The sequence below is a fragment of the Bartonella grahamii subsp. shimonis genome, from assembly GCF_036327415.1.
In the GTDB taxonomy this organism is placed as follows: domain Bacteria; phylum Pseudomonadota; class Alphaproteobacteria; order Rhizobiales; family Rhizobiaceae; genus Bartonella; species Bartonella shimonis.
Window position 1 is genome coordinate 1,721,128 of sequence record NZ_CP123961.1, and the last position, 14,057, is coordinate 1,735,184.

General features: G+C 35.9%; 16 protein-coding genes, 3 tRNA genes and 3 pseudogenes. 16 read left to right on the forward strand and 6 right to left on the reverse strand.

The window, feature by feature from the left end; translation table 11 throughout:
* Nucleotides 1-17 precede the first annotated feature (17 nt).
* Nucleotides 18-91 (reverse strand) — tRNA-Cys (locus QHG57_RS07610).
* 185 nt (nt 92-276) lie between these two features.
* On the opposite strand from QHG57_RS07610, the gene QHG57_RS07615 reads away from it, so the two are divergent.
* Nucleotides 277-351 (forward strand) — tRNA-Asn (locus tag QHG57_RS07615).
* 1,411 nt (nt 352-1,762) lie between these two features.
* On the opposite strand, the gene QHG57_RS07620 is transcribed toward QHG57_RS07615, so the two are convergent.
* The 3 genes from QHG57_RS07620 to ilvA form a co-directional block, all read right to left on the reverse strand.
* Nucleotides 1,763-3,145, reverse strand: a complete 1,383-nt coding sequence (locus tag QHG57_RS07620) for a DEAD/DEAH box helicase (protein ID WP_330167784.1) — start codon at nt 3,143-3,145, stop codon at nt 1,763-1,765.
* Between the two features lie 291 nt (nt 3,146-3,436).
* Nucleotides 3,437-3,967 carry a hypothetical protein gene (locus QHG57_RS07625; protein WP_330168831.1) on the reverse strand — a complete coding sequence of 177 codons (531 nt, stop codon included), beginning with the start codon at nt 3,965-3,967 and terminating at the stop codon, nt 3,437-3,439.
* Between the two features lie 47 nt (nt 3,968-4,014).
* Nucleotides 4,015-5,280 carry a threonine ammonia-lyase IlvA gene (ilvA, locus tag QHG57_RS07630; RefSeq protein ID WP_330167785.1) on the reverse strand — a complete coding sequence of 422 codons (1,266 nt, stop codon included), beginning with the start codon at nt 5,278-5,280 and terminating at the stop codon, nt 4,015-4,017.
* 159 nt (nt 5,281-5,439) lie between these two features.
* Between ilvA and QHG57_RS07635 the strand changes: the two genes are divergently transcribed.
* The 11 genes and pseudogenes from QHG57_RS07635 to QHG57_RS07685 all read left to right on the forward strand — a co-directional run bounded on the left by QHG57_RS07635 (nt 5,440) and on the right by QHG57_RS07685 (nt 10,948).
* Nucleotides 5,440-5,525, forward strand: a tRNA-Leu gene (locus tag QHG57_RS07635).
* A gap of 545 nt (nt 5,526-6,070) precedes the next feature.
* The gene (locus QHG57_RS07640) at nt 6,071-6,316 is read left to right on the forward strand and encodes a hypothetical protein (protein WP_330169038.1); all 246 of its coding nucleotides are present in this window, start codon (nt 6,071-6,073) and stop codon (nt 6,314-6,316) included.
* Between the two features lie 30 nt (nt 6,317-6,346).
* Nucleotides 6,347-6,820: a crossover junction endodeoxyribonuclease RuvC gene (locus QHG57_RS07645; protein ID WP_330169586.1), complete on the forward strand. Its 474-nt coding sequence runs from the start codon at nt 6,347-6,349 to the stop codon at nt 6,818-6,820.
* A gap of 101 nt (nt 6,821-6,921) precedes the next feature.
* Nucleotides 6,922-7,137: a DUF1376 domain-containing protein gene (locus QHG57_RS07650; protein WP_330169039.1), complete on the forward strand. Its 216-nt coding sequence runs from the start codon at nt 6,922-6,924 to the stop codon at nt 7,135-7,137.
* Nucleotides 7,127-7,348: a DUF1376 domain-containing protein gene (locus QHG57_RS07655; protein ID WP_330167786.1), complete on the forward strand. Its 222-nt coding sequence runs from the start codon at nt 7,127-7,129 to the stop codon at nt 7,346-7,348. Before QHG57_RS07650 ends, QHG57_RS07655 begins: the two co-directional genes overlap by 11 nt.
* A gap of 285 nt (nt 7,349-7,633) precedes the next feature.
* Nucleotides 7,634-7,828, forward strand: coding sequence for a hypothetical protein (locus tag QHG57_RS07660; RefSeq protein WP_330167787.1), 195 nt, complete (start codon nt 7,634-7,636; stop codon nt 7,826-7,828).
* Nucleotides 7,829-8,016: 188 nt separating this feature from the next.
* Nucleotides 8,017-8,451 carry a hypothetical protein gene (locus QHG57_RS07665; protein WP_330167788.1) on the forward strand — a complete coding sequence of 145 codons (435 nt, stop codon included), beginning with the start codon at nt 8,017-8,019 and terminating at the stop codon, nt 8,449-8,451.
* Nucleotides 8,452-8,464: 13 nt separating this feature from the next.
* The gene (locus tag QHG57_RS07670; protein ID WP_330169040.1) at nt 8,465-8,791 is read left to right on the forward strand and encodes a hypothetical protein; all 327 of its coding nucleotides are present in this window, start codon (nt 8,465-8,467) and stop codon (nt 8,789-8,791) included.
* 297 nt (nt 8,792-9,088) lie between these two features.
* Nucleotides 9,089-9,435: pseudogene (locus QHG57_RS07675) on the forward strand (hypothetical protein).
* Nucleotides 9,436-9,448: 13 nt separating this feature from the next.
* Nucleotides 9,449-9,942: pseudogene (locus tag QHG57_RS07680) on the forward strand (hypothetical protein).
* A gap of 586 nt (nt 9,943-10,528) precedes the next feature.
* Nucleotides 10,529-10,948 carry a hypothetical protein gene (locus tag QHG57_RS07685; protein ID WP_330167790.1) on the forward strand — a complete coding sequence of 140 codons (420 nt, stop codon included), beginning with the start codon at nt 10,529-10,531 and terminating at the stop codon, nt 10,946-10,948.
* Between the two features lie 162 nt (nt 10,949-11,110).
* Here the strand turns inward: QHG57_RS07685 and QHG57_RS07690 are convergent, their stop codons facing one another.
* Nucleotides 11,111-11,539: a type II toxin-antitoxin system HicB family antitoxin gene (locus QHG57_RS07690; RefSeq protein WP_330167791.1), complete on the reverse strand. Its 429-nt coding sequence runs from the start codon at nt 11,537-11,539 to the stop codon at nt 11,111-11,113.
* A 67-nt stretch (nt 11,540-11,606) separates the two neighbouring features.
* Nucleotides 11,607-11,797: pseudogene (locus tag QHG57_RS07695) on the reverse strand (hypothetical protein).
* A gap of 301 nt (nt 11,798-12,098) precedes the next feature.
* Between QHG57_RS07695 and ssb the strand changes: the two are divergent.
* The 4 genes from ssb (at nt 12,099) to QHG57_RS07715 (ending at nt 13,757) form a co-directional block, all read left to right on the forward strand.
* Complete coding sequence (gene ssb, locus QHG57_RS07700; RefSeq protein ID WP_330169041.1) at nt 12,099-12,551, forward strand: single-stranded DNA-binding protein; 453 nt, start codon at nt 12,099-12,101, stop codon at nt 12,549-12,551.
* 114 nt (nt 12,552-12,665) lie between these two features.
* Nucleotides 12,666-13,097, forward strand: a complete 432-nt coding sequence (locus QHG57_RS07705; RefSeq protein ID WP_419196689.1) for a hypothetical protein — start codon at nt 12,666-12,668, stop codon at nt 13,095-13,097.
* 67 nt (nt 13,098-13,164) lie between these two features.
* Complete coding sequence (locus tag QHG57_RS07710; protein WP_330168551.1) at nt 13,165-13,365, forward strand: type II toxin-antitoxin system HicA family toxin; 201 nt, start codon at nt 13,165-13,167, stop codon at nt 13,363-13,365.
* Nucleotides 13,362-13,757, forward strand: coding sequence for a type II toxin-antitoxin system HicB family antitoxin (locus QHG57_RS07715; protein ID WP_012754737.1), 396 nt, complete (start codon nt 13,362-13,364; stop codon nt 13,755-13,757). Before QHG57_RS07710 ends, QHG57_RS07715 begins: the two co-directional genes overlap by 4 nt.
* The last annotated feature ends 300 nt before the right edge of the window (nt 13,758-14,057 follow it).

The window sequence follows — 14,057 nt, forward strand, 5'->3', positions numbered from 1 at the left end:
TTTCATTTAAAATCGGCTGGAGGCCTCGCCCGGAATCGAACCGGGATACAAGGATTTGCAGTCCTCTGCGTAACCATTCCGCCACGAGGCCTCGTCAACAAACATACAGATTTCAATAAGGAAAGGCAACGCATCCGTCAAGGTGTAGAAATCTTCTCTCGCCTTTTTTCCTCTTATTACACAATTTATCATATTTTTTTTAAAAAAAGTAATTTTATCCTTTGCAAATCAGTATTGCTTTGCTATAGCCTTTTCAACTAAACAATAGGGCACCATTCCCCGGTAGCTCAGCGGTAGAGCAACCGGCTGTTAACCGGTTGGTCGCTGGTTCGAATCCGGCCCGGGGAGCCATATTCTTTTCTGTCACAAATAACTTATTGATTTTCCATATGTTTTTTAAGTGTGGGATGCGTAGATGAAAGTGAAGGAATAGGATTTTTGTTTTTTGCAATAAAGTAGAAACGCAATATTCTACAGGATGTATTTTTTGCAATGAATGCAAAATTTGCAATGAATGCAAAAAACGATTGATTCATTTTAAAATAGCACAAATAAAATTACTTTTTTCAGACTACCGTGCCTCTATCAGAGAGCACTGCAATTTTTGCGCATTATAAATTACGATTTCTTTCAGGAGAGAGAATTATTAAGCTCCATCAGCAATGAAAAAGATCTCATATAATTTTTTCCCAAGGAAAAAATGATTTGTACTCCATAAAGCAATTAAACTTAAAAACCGGCTCATGAAGCAATCGTTTTGAAAAATGGAGGAAACAACAATCAAGGCATATATTATATCCATACACCCCACATAACCTCCTCCCCATCCTAAAAGCAAAAAACATCAAACAAGTCTATAAACACTCCAGCGTCTTATCTAACAAGTTGTTCCCCCTGCTAACCACTTCAACACTTTACAAACAACCTTGCCTTGGGTATTCATCACACCGTCATAAAACATTTAATACATAAAGTCTTATAGGCTTTATATCCCTCAAAAAACAGTGTTTTACAGTAAAAAACAAGATAATGAGCTAAATTGTTAAGAATCCTGAGAAAGCCTTCAGAAATCATGACATTCTCGCTATTGTATTATGCAGTCACACGCTTTTTTTAGAGATATCTCTTAAATCTCCCCCAAGCCCATTTCACAATGACTCCCGTAAATGGTATAAAATGAAATCGATTAAACAACCCCATCTTTATTTATAATAAAGCTATACCATTATACTATTTTCCAACTCTCAATCTTAGCAATATCCCCTTGCCTTTGAAAAAATTGATAAGAATCATTTTATTTATTTCTCAAATGGTTATCTGTACGATAATTTCACATATAACGTGCAAGTGAATACTTTTGATTGATCCACCTAAATAGCTTCAAAATGAAAAAAAATTGCGCTATAATGAATTATTCAATATATAAAACAATAAGTTATTGTTAGATATCAATGTTTAAAATTAAAATTTATCATTAAGGATAAAATGCATCTTTTTTATAAATAATTTTATATAAATAAAATATATTTTTATTCCCATTTAAAAAAATGGGAATAAAGCAAACAAACAATCGCCTCTACAATAATGATTTTTTTCAAAATTTTAAATAAATCAAAACATTTAGAAGTTTTCATTTCTAAAAAATGAAAACCTCTGAAGGACCTTCTTATTTTGGCAAGAATATTTTATACCTCTTTCCAATTGAGAATAAATCAACAAAAGTAAAAAATCTCCAGTACATGAGCTTTTTTCAAGATTTTATCTAGGCAGCCTTCTTAACTGATTTTCGAAAACGAAAAGGCTTTGCACGCTTTGCCACTGCTTTTGCTTTTTTATGCCTCTCATTTGGAGATGAAGAATTCTTCCGCTGCAACTGCACACCCTCATCTTTTCGACCTAAAAACTGTTTTTGACGTTTAGATTTTTTAAAACGGCGCCTCTTATTGTTTTCTTTTTCTCTACTTTCTGGCACAATTGGCTTTTCTGGAAACGCTGCAAATTGTTCTGGAACAGACTCAGCCACCAATTTCATACGAATCAAGCGCTCGACAGCACGCAACCGTTCCCTTTCTATCTTCTCATCAAAAAGCGTAAGTGCTTCACCAGATGCACCATTACGTCCAGTACGACCAATACGATGTACATAACTTTCAGCTTCATCTGGTAAATCATAATTAATAACGTGGCTTACCCCTGGTATATCAATACCGCGTGCAGCAATATCTGTTGCCACAAGGATTTGCACAGATCTTTCACGAAAAGCTTTTAAAGCAGACTGACGAGCAGCTTGTGATTTATTCCCATGAATTGTTGCGACTAAATATCCTATCTTTACTAAACTACGTGTGACAGAATCAGCCCCATGTTTAGTTCGAGTAAAAACAATAACCGAATCAAAAGCTGGGTTTGTCAAAAGTTTACTTAAAACATTCTTTTTTTCATTCGTAGGAACACAATATAATCTTTGGCAAATCTCTACAGCCGTAGTACCTTGAGGAACAACTTCAATTTTAACCGGATCATTGAGTAAACATTTTGCAAGCACAGCAATTTCCCTCGGCATTGTTGCAGAAAAGAGTGCTGTCTGACGCTCTTGGTGCAAAAGCTTTGCAATTTGCTTAACATCATGAATAAACCCCATATCCAACATACGATCTGCTTCATCCAAAATCAAAAAACGAGATTGAGAAAGATCAACACACTTTTCATGAACAAGATCTCTCAAACGCCCTGGAGTCGCTATCAAAACATCCACACCTGCTTCCATACGTTTAATTTGTTTTAAACGTGATACGCCCCCAAAAACAAGACATGTTGAAAGATGTGCTCCTTTCGCCGCAGTGCGAATCGTTTCATCAATCTGAACAGCAAGTTCACGCGTTGGGGCTAAAATCAAAGCGCGTGCAGTTTTAGGACAGCGTTTATCACCCAAAGCCAAAATCTGACTTAAAATAGGTAAACTAAATGCCAAGGTTTTTCCAGAACCAGTCTGAGCAACACCCAAAATATCGTGTCCTTTCAACATCACTGGAATAGCTTGTTCTTGTATAGGTTTAGGTTTACTCATTCCAGCAATGAGTAAATTTTTAATCAAAAGAGTAGGCAGGCCTAACTTTGTAAAAACATTTTCTTCTTTTATAGGCAAAATAAAATCTTTCCTCAGCTTAAGAACTCAAAACAAATAACCAGCTGAGCTCTCCACTCAAGAATCCGCGCAAGAGAAATCCCTGACATTTTAAATGAAGCAACGCTTAAAAAACGGCTTGCGCAACTCATGAGTACCTTGAAATCAAGATAAAGGCGTATAAACTTCACTTTACAAAAAGCCAACAAACCAGCCTAAATGCCTTCATCCCCATTATCCTTGGATTATGATAAAAAAGCAAGAACTTTACGAAATACATTTATCATGAATAAAAAACAATATTTAGATCATTTACTTTTTGATGATTGTGTCCATCGGTAAATGTACCTTAATAAAATCAGGATAAATCTCGAGAAAAACTGGATTTTGTAAAGTTTTTTGACCGCCATAAATTAAATACCATTGGGTTTTATCAAAAATCGCCAAAGTTTTGTATCGAATGATGCGATCCTTCATCTCAAGAACTGTTGGAATCAAAGCATACAAAGTACCGTTATCAGTTTGTAGATACTCTATATTTTCTTTATCTAAATAATAAGCACCAGAAGGCAAATCCTCAAATTTCCTATGCAACTGTTGAAGAAAATCACTACGTAAAGCACTCTCTGTTGTATTCAATCGATGTGCCATCTCTTTATAAAGCCGCTCTGGCATATAACGAGAAATAGGCGTAAAATCCCTATTTTTTATAGCATTATTGACATCAACAACGACTCTTGAAAGTTCAGCTTTTTGTATTATTGTTGGCTGAAATGCTAAACTTTGTTGATTAACAATCAAAAAGAAAAATAGACTCAGCACCAAATAAAAAATAGGTTTCATCATTATACTTCTTTTTTAGTAAAATTTCAGTTTCTCAAATAACGAAATCAAATAACGAAATCAAATAACGTTTGATCATCAGTAATATCACGATAACGCCAACCTAACGCTTGAAATTTTTCCTCTAAAAGACAAAAATTACCGTATTTTTTTGTTTCAATCGCAACCAATACAGAACCAAAGTTTCTCGCTGATTTTTTAAGATATTCAAAACGCACAATATCATCATCTGGTGATAGTGTGGAAAGAAAATGACGCAATGCACCAGGATGTTGCGGAAAACTAAAAATAAAATATTTTCTCAACCCTTGGAAACGTAAAGAACGCTCTTTAATTTCTGGCAAACGCTCAAAATCAAAATTACCTCCTGAAATAACGAGAAGAATTTTTTTTCCCTTTAACTCCTGAGGAGGAATACTGTTAAGCGCATCAATCGATAAAGCACCAGCCGGTTCAAGGACCACACCTTCAACATTAAGCATTTCAACCATCGTAGAACAAACGCGATTTTCAGGAACCGTAATGACAGAATCAGGTGAAAATTGCTTTAGAATTGTATAGTTTAGTGCACCAATTTCAGCCACAGCAGCACCATCTACAAAAGTATCAATACTTTCAAGCTTAACGCGTTTTCCACTCTCCAAACAAGCAAGCAAACTTGCAGCTCTTTGCGGCTCAACAAAACGAAGCTTTGTTTTCCAACCATATTCATGTAAAAACTTGCTCACCCCACTTGCCAAACCACCACCCCCTACCGGCACAATCATTAAATCGGGTTCACTTTCTCCATTGCGTTTTTTCCATTGTAAAGCAGCTTCACAGAGCACTGTTGCCTGCCCCGTAATAATGCGAATATCATCGAAAGGTGGAGCCATTACACCACCGCTCTCCACGACAAAGGATTGCGCAGCTTCATAACATTGATCAAATGTTTCACCAATCAAACGAATATCAATGAATTCTTTACCAAAAATACGTGTTTTCTCAACTTTTTGTTGTGGCGTTGTCATAGGCATAAAAATCACGCCTTTACGTTTAAAATAACGACAAACAAAAGAAACCCCTTGCGCGTGATTCCCCGCTGAGGCGCAAACAAATGCAGAATCTGGTGATACACTTCTAAGCATTTCTGAAACAAAATTGAAAGCACCACGAATCTTATAAGATCGAACCGGTGTTAAATCTTCACGTTTTAAATAAATTTCTGCATCATACTTTTGACTAAGAAAATCATTTCTCTGAAGTGGTGTTTCAGCAAATACGTGATGCAATCCCACCATAGCTTTTGTGACGTCTTGAATAAATTGGCTCATAACACTAATCGTTTCATGCTTTATTTACATTATAAAAGCTTTTTCTAGCGATAAAGAAAACTATTGTCAGTCAAAATTTCACTAAAAAAATGAAAAATGTTTCTTTTGTCATTAATTCTTGATTCAATAAAAGATATAGCTTATGAGAGAACTCTCATCGCGGACGTGATGAAAACGGTAAACATAGCAGACTTAAAATCTGCCGGTCAAAGACCTTGCGGGTTCAAGTCCCGCCGTCCGCACCAGAACATCTTAATTTTCCTTATTTTCCAATGATTTATTAAAAATCAACAAAAATTAAACCACCTTCTAAATCACCTTTTGCCACTCCATTATAATACTATTAGATGGCACCGCGATAATGCTAAAGTACGAATCATTACTGCTTTTTGAATTACCTTTTTAGCACTTTGCCCCCCTCCTCGTCTTTTAGGGTGGAGAGGCAGTCAATCTCGATTTCCTCATCCTCGAGGATGAACAAATGAGGCATGTTTTAACGTTAAGCAGCTTTCACAACAGGATTTGGTAAAATTCGCTTAGCTTCTGTTGTAACTGATTTGTAATACTTAAGCTCTTCTTCGAGGCCATTTGCATCTAACAAACGCCCCATCATCAATCCTAAGATTTCTCCAACACCAGAAGCATCATTTACACTCTTAACAAGAGTAAAATATGAAAAAAGTAAGTGAGGTATAGAATGGAGATAGATCTGAGTTTAGTAGTAGCCAGTTGTTATTTATTTTATTGCTAATTTGAGGTTGGCTTATATTCTTCATGTCTCTTGTAAACGATGCAAAGGCTCAAAAACGAGATAGATGAAAAAGACAAAATAATAGATAAAGAAGCTGAAATAATACGTGCACAAAAAGATGTAATTCAAAAACAAGAAGAGTCAATTCGAAGATTAACTGCTTCTAAGATTATTTTTCCTCGAATGGCAGTAAAAAATTTGGCCCAAAAGCAGTTTCAAGTACTTTTTCAAAAACATTTTTCAAGACAGGCAATCACAACACGCTCTTTCACAGCGCACATATAAATACGCAACAGCCCTTAATGGGGGAACACGATCATCAATGCACAAACCATTCTCTTCCTTGATCTAGGTACTAAGACAGGCTGGGCGATACGTGGTGCGGATGGTCGTATAACAAGCGATACAGAACATTTTCAATCACGCCGTTTTGAAGGCGGTGGTATGCGTTATTTACGCTTTAAACAGTGGCTTACTGAACTAAAGAAGTCCGTTGATGAAATTGATGCGGTATATTTTGAAGAGGTGCGCCGGTATGTAGGTACAGACGCTTCTCATATTTATGGGGGCTTTCTAGCAACCTTAACAGCGTGGTATGAACATCATCAGATATCATATGAAGGCATTCCCGCTGGCACAATTAAGAAAGCAACAACAGGAAAAGGCAATGCCTCAAAAGAAGAAATGATTAAGACGGTATGTGCAAAAGGACATACGCCTAAAGACGACAACGAAGCAGATGTTTTAGCAATTTTATATTTAATGAAAGAAGGGGATGCGCATGCCTAATGCAATGCCATGGATAAGATTCTATTTGTATGACTGAATAAGTGGTACAGATAAAATGATATCTGAACAACGGGGGGGGTTATATAACCCTTCTCGTTTGCATGTACGATAAAAAAGCACCAATTAAAGAAGATTTTCAAACGCTTGCACGCGTTTGTCATTGCTCGCAGAAAAAATTTGCAGCTATTGTCGAATATTTAACGCAGAATAACAAACTTCTCCAAACAGATAAAGGGTTGTGGAATGCCCGCGTTGAGAAAGAATTAAAAGAAGCCACATGGCATAAGCACAGGGAGGACAAAGAGAATGTCCAGTAAATTACCTTGGGTACGTAATTTTTATCAAGAGTGGATTATGGACTTTGCTGGCACCGACGCAGCAGAGAAAGCTACTTATAGCACACTCACTGCTCTTATGTATCGAGCCTGTGAGCCGATTTATGATGACACTTCTGTATTAGCGCGCGTCGTTGGTTGTTCAGTACGAACCTTTAAAAAATCATTAGAAAAACTGATCCGAAAAAATTAATTCTTCAATTAGAAAATGGAAATTTATGGAGTACACAAGTCGAAGAAGAATTTAAATAGGCTTTCAGAAAGAGCTATAAAAGCTGCAAATACCAAGAGAAATCAGCAGAAAGATAACTCATCAAGAGAACATGATGAAGTCATGACGACATCATCACGAGGTCATGATGACATCACGATGAGTTCATCACGACAACACATTACATAAACAATAACATATATAATAAAAAACTAATACTATCGTATTAGCAAAAAAACTGAATTTGAAGATTTAGAAATAACTGATTTGGTTGACGAGCCAACAGAGGTTCATGCTGTTGAGACCACATCAGAGAAAATCGAAACGTTAGAAACAAACCAACCAATCATTCACGAGCGAGAAAGCGTTCCTAAGAAAGCGAAGCGGGTCAAAGTCGAAATCGCAAAGTTTCGAGATCATTGGAATGCCAAGACGGGTAAGGATGCTAGCAAGCGTGATTGACAAGCAACATGGCGTAACTGGGTAAGGAATTCAAAAGAATACGAAATTAATCAACAAGATGGAAACTATGGAAATCACTCTCAAAAGCAAAAAAGCAATGGAGAAATCATTGCAGAACGCATCAAAGATTTCGGAGATAGAGTTTTTTAGCACAAGCTTTAAAGCATGTGAATCAAGGGTTTCCAATCATGCTGAAACCTGGATATGAGATGACCGTACAAGAAGAGCAAAACACGCTTAAAGCTTGCCAACAGTTAGAGGAATTAGTATCTAAAAAAGCTTCTGCTCATGAGATTTCTTTTGCCTTTCGTTTGCTTTCTTCTGGAATGAAAATCCCTAAAGATATGGACCATGATTTTTCCGCTCTTTTCTACGGCATGGCTCTTGAAAGTATTTCATCTGTAATTCTACAGGAATCCATCAAGCGGTTCGCACGTGGTGAAGTAGAGGAAATATCCAAAGTGTTCATGCCAAGCGCTTCAGAGCTTGCGTCATATTGCAAAAAGTTAGAATTGGAACTTTTGTCAAAAGTCAAGACTATTCACAAAGCTATCATGAATACACGTGCAAAAGCAGAAAGAGGAAATATTGTTTTACTCAATCAATCCAAAGCAATAGCTTAAAATAGGTGATTATATGGAAAATTTGAAACAAAAACCAAATGAAAAAAGAATCATCAATTTTTTTATGAACAATTCATGGGAAAAACTGATAAGGGTAAACGAAGAAAATGCACTTGAGGCTTGTCTATGGCTTCACAGGTTTATTGCTGTAAAAGCTTCAAATGATGATATCGCTAACACCTTTCGTTTGTTTTCTGCAGGTGGCTTTCAAATGCGAAAAGATATGGATTATGACGCTTACGCTATGGCTTACCAAACTGAACTGAAAGGTGTTTCCTTATTGGTTTTGAAAGAAGCTTTAAAACGTATTTTGGCAGAGCAAAGTAGAAGGCATGTCTAAAAAATTCATACCAAAAGCATCAGACTTTTCTGAATATTGCGAAGAGCTTGAGAAAGATCTGCTTTCACGAGCCAAAGCCTTCATGAACTAATGACAGGCGAATTTAAAAGTGATTTTTAAAGAATAGCAAAGTAGTGAAGTTTGGTGATCATTTTACGATTAGATACGTATTTAAATCGATAAAAAGGCACCGTACAAAGTGATTTAAATATTTTATGATAAAAATCTCTAATATAAAACGCTCTGTACGGTCAAATTTGAGGCAAATAGACAAATTTGTAAAATTAGGATTAAAGCATGTTCATTTTAAAACATTTATTCTTAACAATCCGTAAACAACCCATGCAAAAAAGTTTGTTGCAACGGCTGTTGGTTATGTGCCTTGGGATGATGGAGCGGAAGAGTATTTTTACAACCTCTACGAATATGAAAACGGCACAAGAGAATGTGAAAAGTTTGATGGCGGTCAGTATTATACCGCACCAGAAAATGCAGATTTTAGTACCAAAGCGCAAGTAAAAGTGTGGGTTTACGGTGGTAATCTTCCTAGAAGCGTTCTGAATTACGAGCCCCTTATAGATGAGATCAATAAAGAGATCAAAAAATTATCGAAAACCACAGGAAATAAATATGTTTACAGATAAGTAGCTAAGGGCCTTGTTGGGTATTATAACTTTTATATTTTTATGTTTTTTAGGAATTAAAAAAATCTCTACTTTATTCAGAGTATTTTGGCATTCGCGTCTGTTTCTTTGGTAATAGTCACAACTGTTTTTGCAATTTTATGCAATTCTAATATTCCTTCTGAATTGCAGAGCAACCCAAAATACAAACGCGGCAATACAACAGGTTGGAAGACATTAACACGTGGCTTACAACAGTACATGCATAAACTTTTAAAGCTAATAAGTTTAGCGCTTGTCGTTTTAATTTTCCCAAGTAGTTATTATAAAGAAACGGTTTCTTTATCTGTCATTTCTAAGTACGTGGAGCATAAGCTTTCTTTTTCATTGGATACTGTACTTTGGTATTCAGATATTGCTCTTTGGTATTCTTTTTTAGTCTGTGTATTTTTCCTTATGTTGCGTACACGCAGTTTAATAAATATATCTATTTACACACTACAGTGCTCCGTTAAAAACCAAAAGTAAAATTTCCGATTTTATAAAACTGTTTAGTTTAAATGACGTTGTCTCTTCTCAACGTTCATAGATGAAATCAACAAGGAGATAAAAAACTATCGAAAGATTCTTGACATTATTCCTGTAATGTATATCTTCGGTGTTAGGTGCCTCAAAAACACCTTAAACGAACAGCGGATAGATTGCCGACACAATTTTTCTTCCGCACATTAAAGGCTTTGACTCATTGTATGTTACACGCATATAATGGCATTGTCGGGTGTAGTTGTGCTATACAATACCCTTATGGGAAAAGCGTAACGACGGACTGTTCGCCGTGTTTTTGAGCACCCGGCATTTTTATAAAAAATGTCAATGAAAAACGTCTAACAACAAAGAGTTCACCATGAACAATTTAGTAACAATCGACAGTGCTGGTATTGCTGTCCACAATCTCTTTGAAAATTGCAGAGGTTGGATTTGAAATATCACCTTTTTGAAAAAAAAGGGGTCTATTTGCTGGGAGTTCAGTGACAAATTTGAAATTGGAGATAAGAATAATCAACAGGCTTTAAAGCCTTCTCATAGTCAATAAATCTATTAAAAAAGGGGAAAAATGAAACAAACTTTAAAATTATTAAGCTGCATAGCTTTATTAAATATGGCTGGATGTCACTCAAAGCCTCCTTCAACATACTTTGTTATATGGGAAAAGCCAGGTGTAAATTTTACTGAGGTAGGAAAAGCACTGTTAGAGTGTGGTGCGCTATCTCCTTATAGTAGCGATAGAGACAATAGCAAATTAGGCTTTCATGAATGGTCGATGATTCATGCTTGTATGATCCAATCAGGATTTCACTATAAAATTAAAGATGGGAAATGGTGTGAAAATTGTAAAGATGATAGGATTCCGGTATATTCTCTTAATGGTTCTGTCAGGACTCAAAGAAGTGTCGAGAGACGCTTAAACAGCTCATTTTGTAAAAACAACGGTATAATAAAACTCTTAAATATCAACACTCCGTTTTGCCATTGATCATCAACAATTTGTTAAAGCCTTTACATTAGTAGAAGAACGCAAACAGTATAAAACACTCATTGAAGAAGCAAAACAGGTTGTAACAAAATCTGTCGTAAAAGCTGCTTAGATTTAAGTAAGAACATCCCCTTCCCCATCTTCAAAGGTGGGGAAGACGTTTCAAGCCGCGTTTTTAATTGTAATAATGACTTGCTTGCCAAGAACACTCAGTGTTTGCTCTAGTGTTTGAAGCTTAGTTGGATAATTTGGATTAAGAATGCGTCTTGCTTCTGTTTCTTTTTTACCCAAACGATTAGCCAATTCTGTTTTTGTGATATTCGCTTCATTAAAGGCGTCTACCACTGCAAGTTTAAGAGCATTCCAAGCATCTACCGTAACCTCTACAAGGTCTTTATACTGTTGTGGCATTGGTAAAGGCAGACCACGCATAGGATAGCTCCGTAATGCTACCCCTAAAGCTTCAACAGCATTCTCTAATGCCTCTGCTCTATTTTCTCCAGCTGTTATTGCTTCTGGTACATCTGGAAAGGTTACAATAAAACCACCATCTGGATCAGATTCCAGTTTTGCTTGATAAGTGTACTCCATGTTTAGGTCTCCTCGCCATAATCGAAATGCCTTTGAAACGAAAAATTAAAGCTGTTGAGAGAGTAACTCATACCCCCAACTGCTTTTTTATTATTTTCACGTAAAGTGGGTCAATTCACCAGATTTTATAACGGTTGTCTTGTCTCCAAAAGTTACCAAATAATGTGACCCTTTACCTGCATCAGGAGCTTCACTGTAATGAATGCCTCTTTTTCTGGCTTCTTTACGTAATTCTCTAAGCAATGCTTCTCGTTTCATTGAGCCTCCCCTTTCTGCATAAAATGAACATCGCACAAAAAGGTTCGATAGTCAACAATAAATCGAACAAAAAAGTTTGATACAGATTCTTAATGAAAGGATATTTATTGAAAAGTTAAAAGCAGAAATAAGAAAGCCGTGCCATTTGTGTGACATGGTTTTTTGATGAATAATTTGTCAAATAATATTATAATGTAATACATTAAAAACTGTTATTAATAAACTGAAACAATTTAAAAAATAAGCAAATTACGCTAAGATTTTATACGTTTTAAAGTACAAATCTAATGGGGCTACAAATATGCTAAATAAAGTGACGTTAATCGGGCACCTTGGTGCTAATCCCGAAAGCAAAACAATGACTTCTGGAGCAGAAATAGTCAATTTTAGTATAGCGACTTCTGAGAGCTATACAGATAAAAATACCCATCAAAAAGTAGAGAAAACAGAATGGCATTCAGTGGTGATTTTTAATCCACATTTGGCAAAAATTGCACTTCAATATCTCAACAAAGGTTCAAAGGTTTACATAGAAGGAAAATTACAGACACGTAAATGGCAAGATAAAAATGGGCATGACCGTTACACAACAGAGATTGTCTTACCACAATTCAAAGGCGAGTTGTATTTGCTTGATGCCAAAAAAGATCAATCGGCATCCCCTACCCCTTCACCTATTACTTCTCAAAGTTATGCTGTTGCTTCAGGGGCTGCTGATCATAGCATATCTCTTAATGATGCTATTCCATTTTGATTGAAAAAATATGACAAAAAGAAAAAAACGTGCAAAACGCGGACGTCCTCGGATTAAGGATGTATCAGAGAACCAAATGGACGCATTTCACGAGCAAAAACACCGCATGAAGCCATGGATAAATTGGCAATTGAAATGCGTGCCAAACGCTTCTGTTTGACCATAGAAGAGGCTAAAAATCCGCTTTCCGGTACCTATATCGGGCGGCTTTATTTGCAAGGCAAAATCAATCAAGACCAATATGATGCTGCACAAAAATATCTTGAAGTGAAAAACAATTACCTATGTGCAAAAGGATTGCCTAATGCTGTTTATGATGACTTTACTCCTTCATCAAATGAGGAGGCACAAAAACGGTGGATTGAAAGAGCAACTCATTGTTATGAAGTGACGAAAGAGGCTATCAAAGAAACACAACACCTCTATAGACAGTATAATCTTTATGCTGCATTACAATATCTTGTTATAGAAGATCAATCGCTAACACATCTTGTTAGTTCTTTGCGTATTGTTCTTAATGTGCTTCATAAGCACTTTAGCCGTTAAAAAAGAATTGACATCAGATGAAAAATCACTAAAATGTGTATATATTTACACATTATGAGTTTAGGGAATGGAACAAGATAGCCGAAAAATCATTGCAAAATTAAAGCGTGATGGCTTTGAACTTGTCAAAGTAAAAGGCTCTCATCATAAATTAAAAAAAGATGGTAAGGTTGTTATTGTTCCACATCTTAAAAAAAATCTTCCGATTGGTACAGCACGTTCTATCGCACAACAAGCAGGTTGGTTAAAAAAAGGAGAAGAAAAATGAAAAGATTTTTTGCCCTTGTTCATAAAGATGAAGATTCTGCTTTTGGTGTTCAGTTTCCTGATTTTGAGGGGCTTTTTTCTGCTGCTGATGAGGAAGAAAATTTAATCGCAAACGCAACAGAAGCACTTCAACTTTATTGTGAAGATATAGATATAGTGCCTATTCCTTCAAAATTTGAGGAAGTCATACAACGGGAATCTGTCAAAATAGCTTTGTCAGAAGGAGCTTTTTTAATACAAGTCCCCTTTATTGAAAATGATGCAGAAGTGGTACGTACGAATATATCTATTGAAAGAGGACTCTTACGTGCAATTGATGATTGTGCACAAGAAAGAGGTTTAACAAGATCTGCTTTTTTGGCAACAGCAGCGCGTCACGAGCTTAATATTTAGATTTTCTTCTTTTTTAGCTGTGTCAATACGTACCTTTTTGTTTCTAAAAACACCATATTTAGGTAAAAAAATAAAAAAAATACAAGATCATGATTTTTTTGTTGACATGATGTAAAAAATCGTATTTAATGACGGCACGGCACTGGTCGTATTGTGTCTAAAATTCAAAAATATTCCCTAAAAATTCAGTAAAATGTGAACTTGAAACGTGGCTAGAAAGCCCTGTTTTCTGGGGAATTCTGACTAATCTATTTTGCAAATAGCAAAAGCTATTAAATGACATTTATTGACCAATGATGT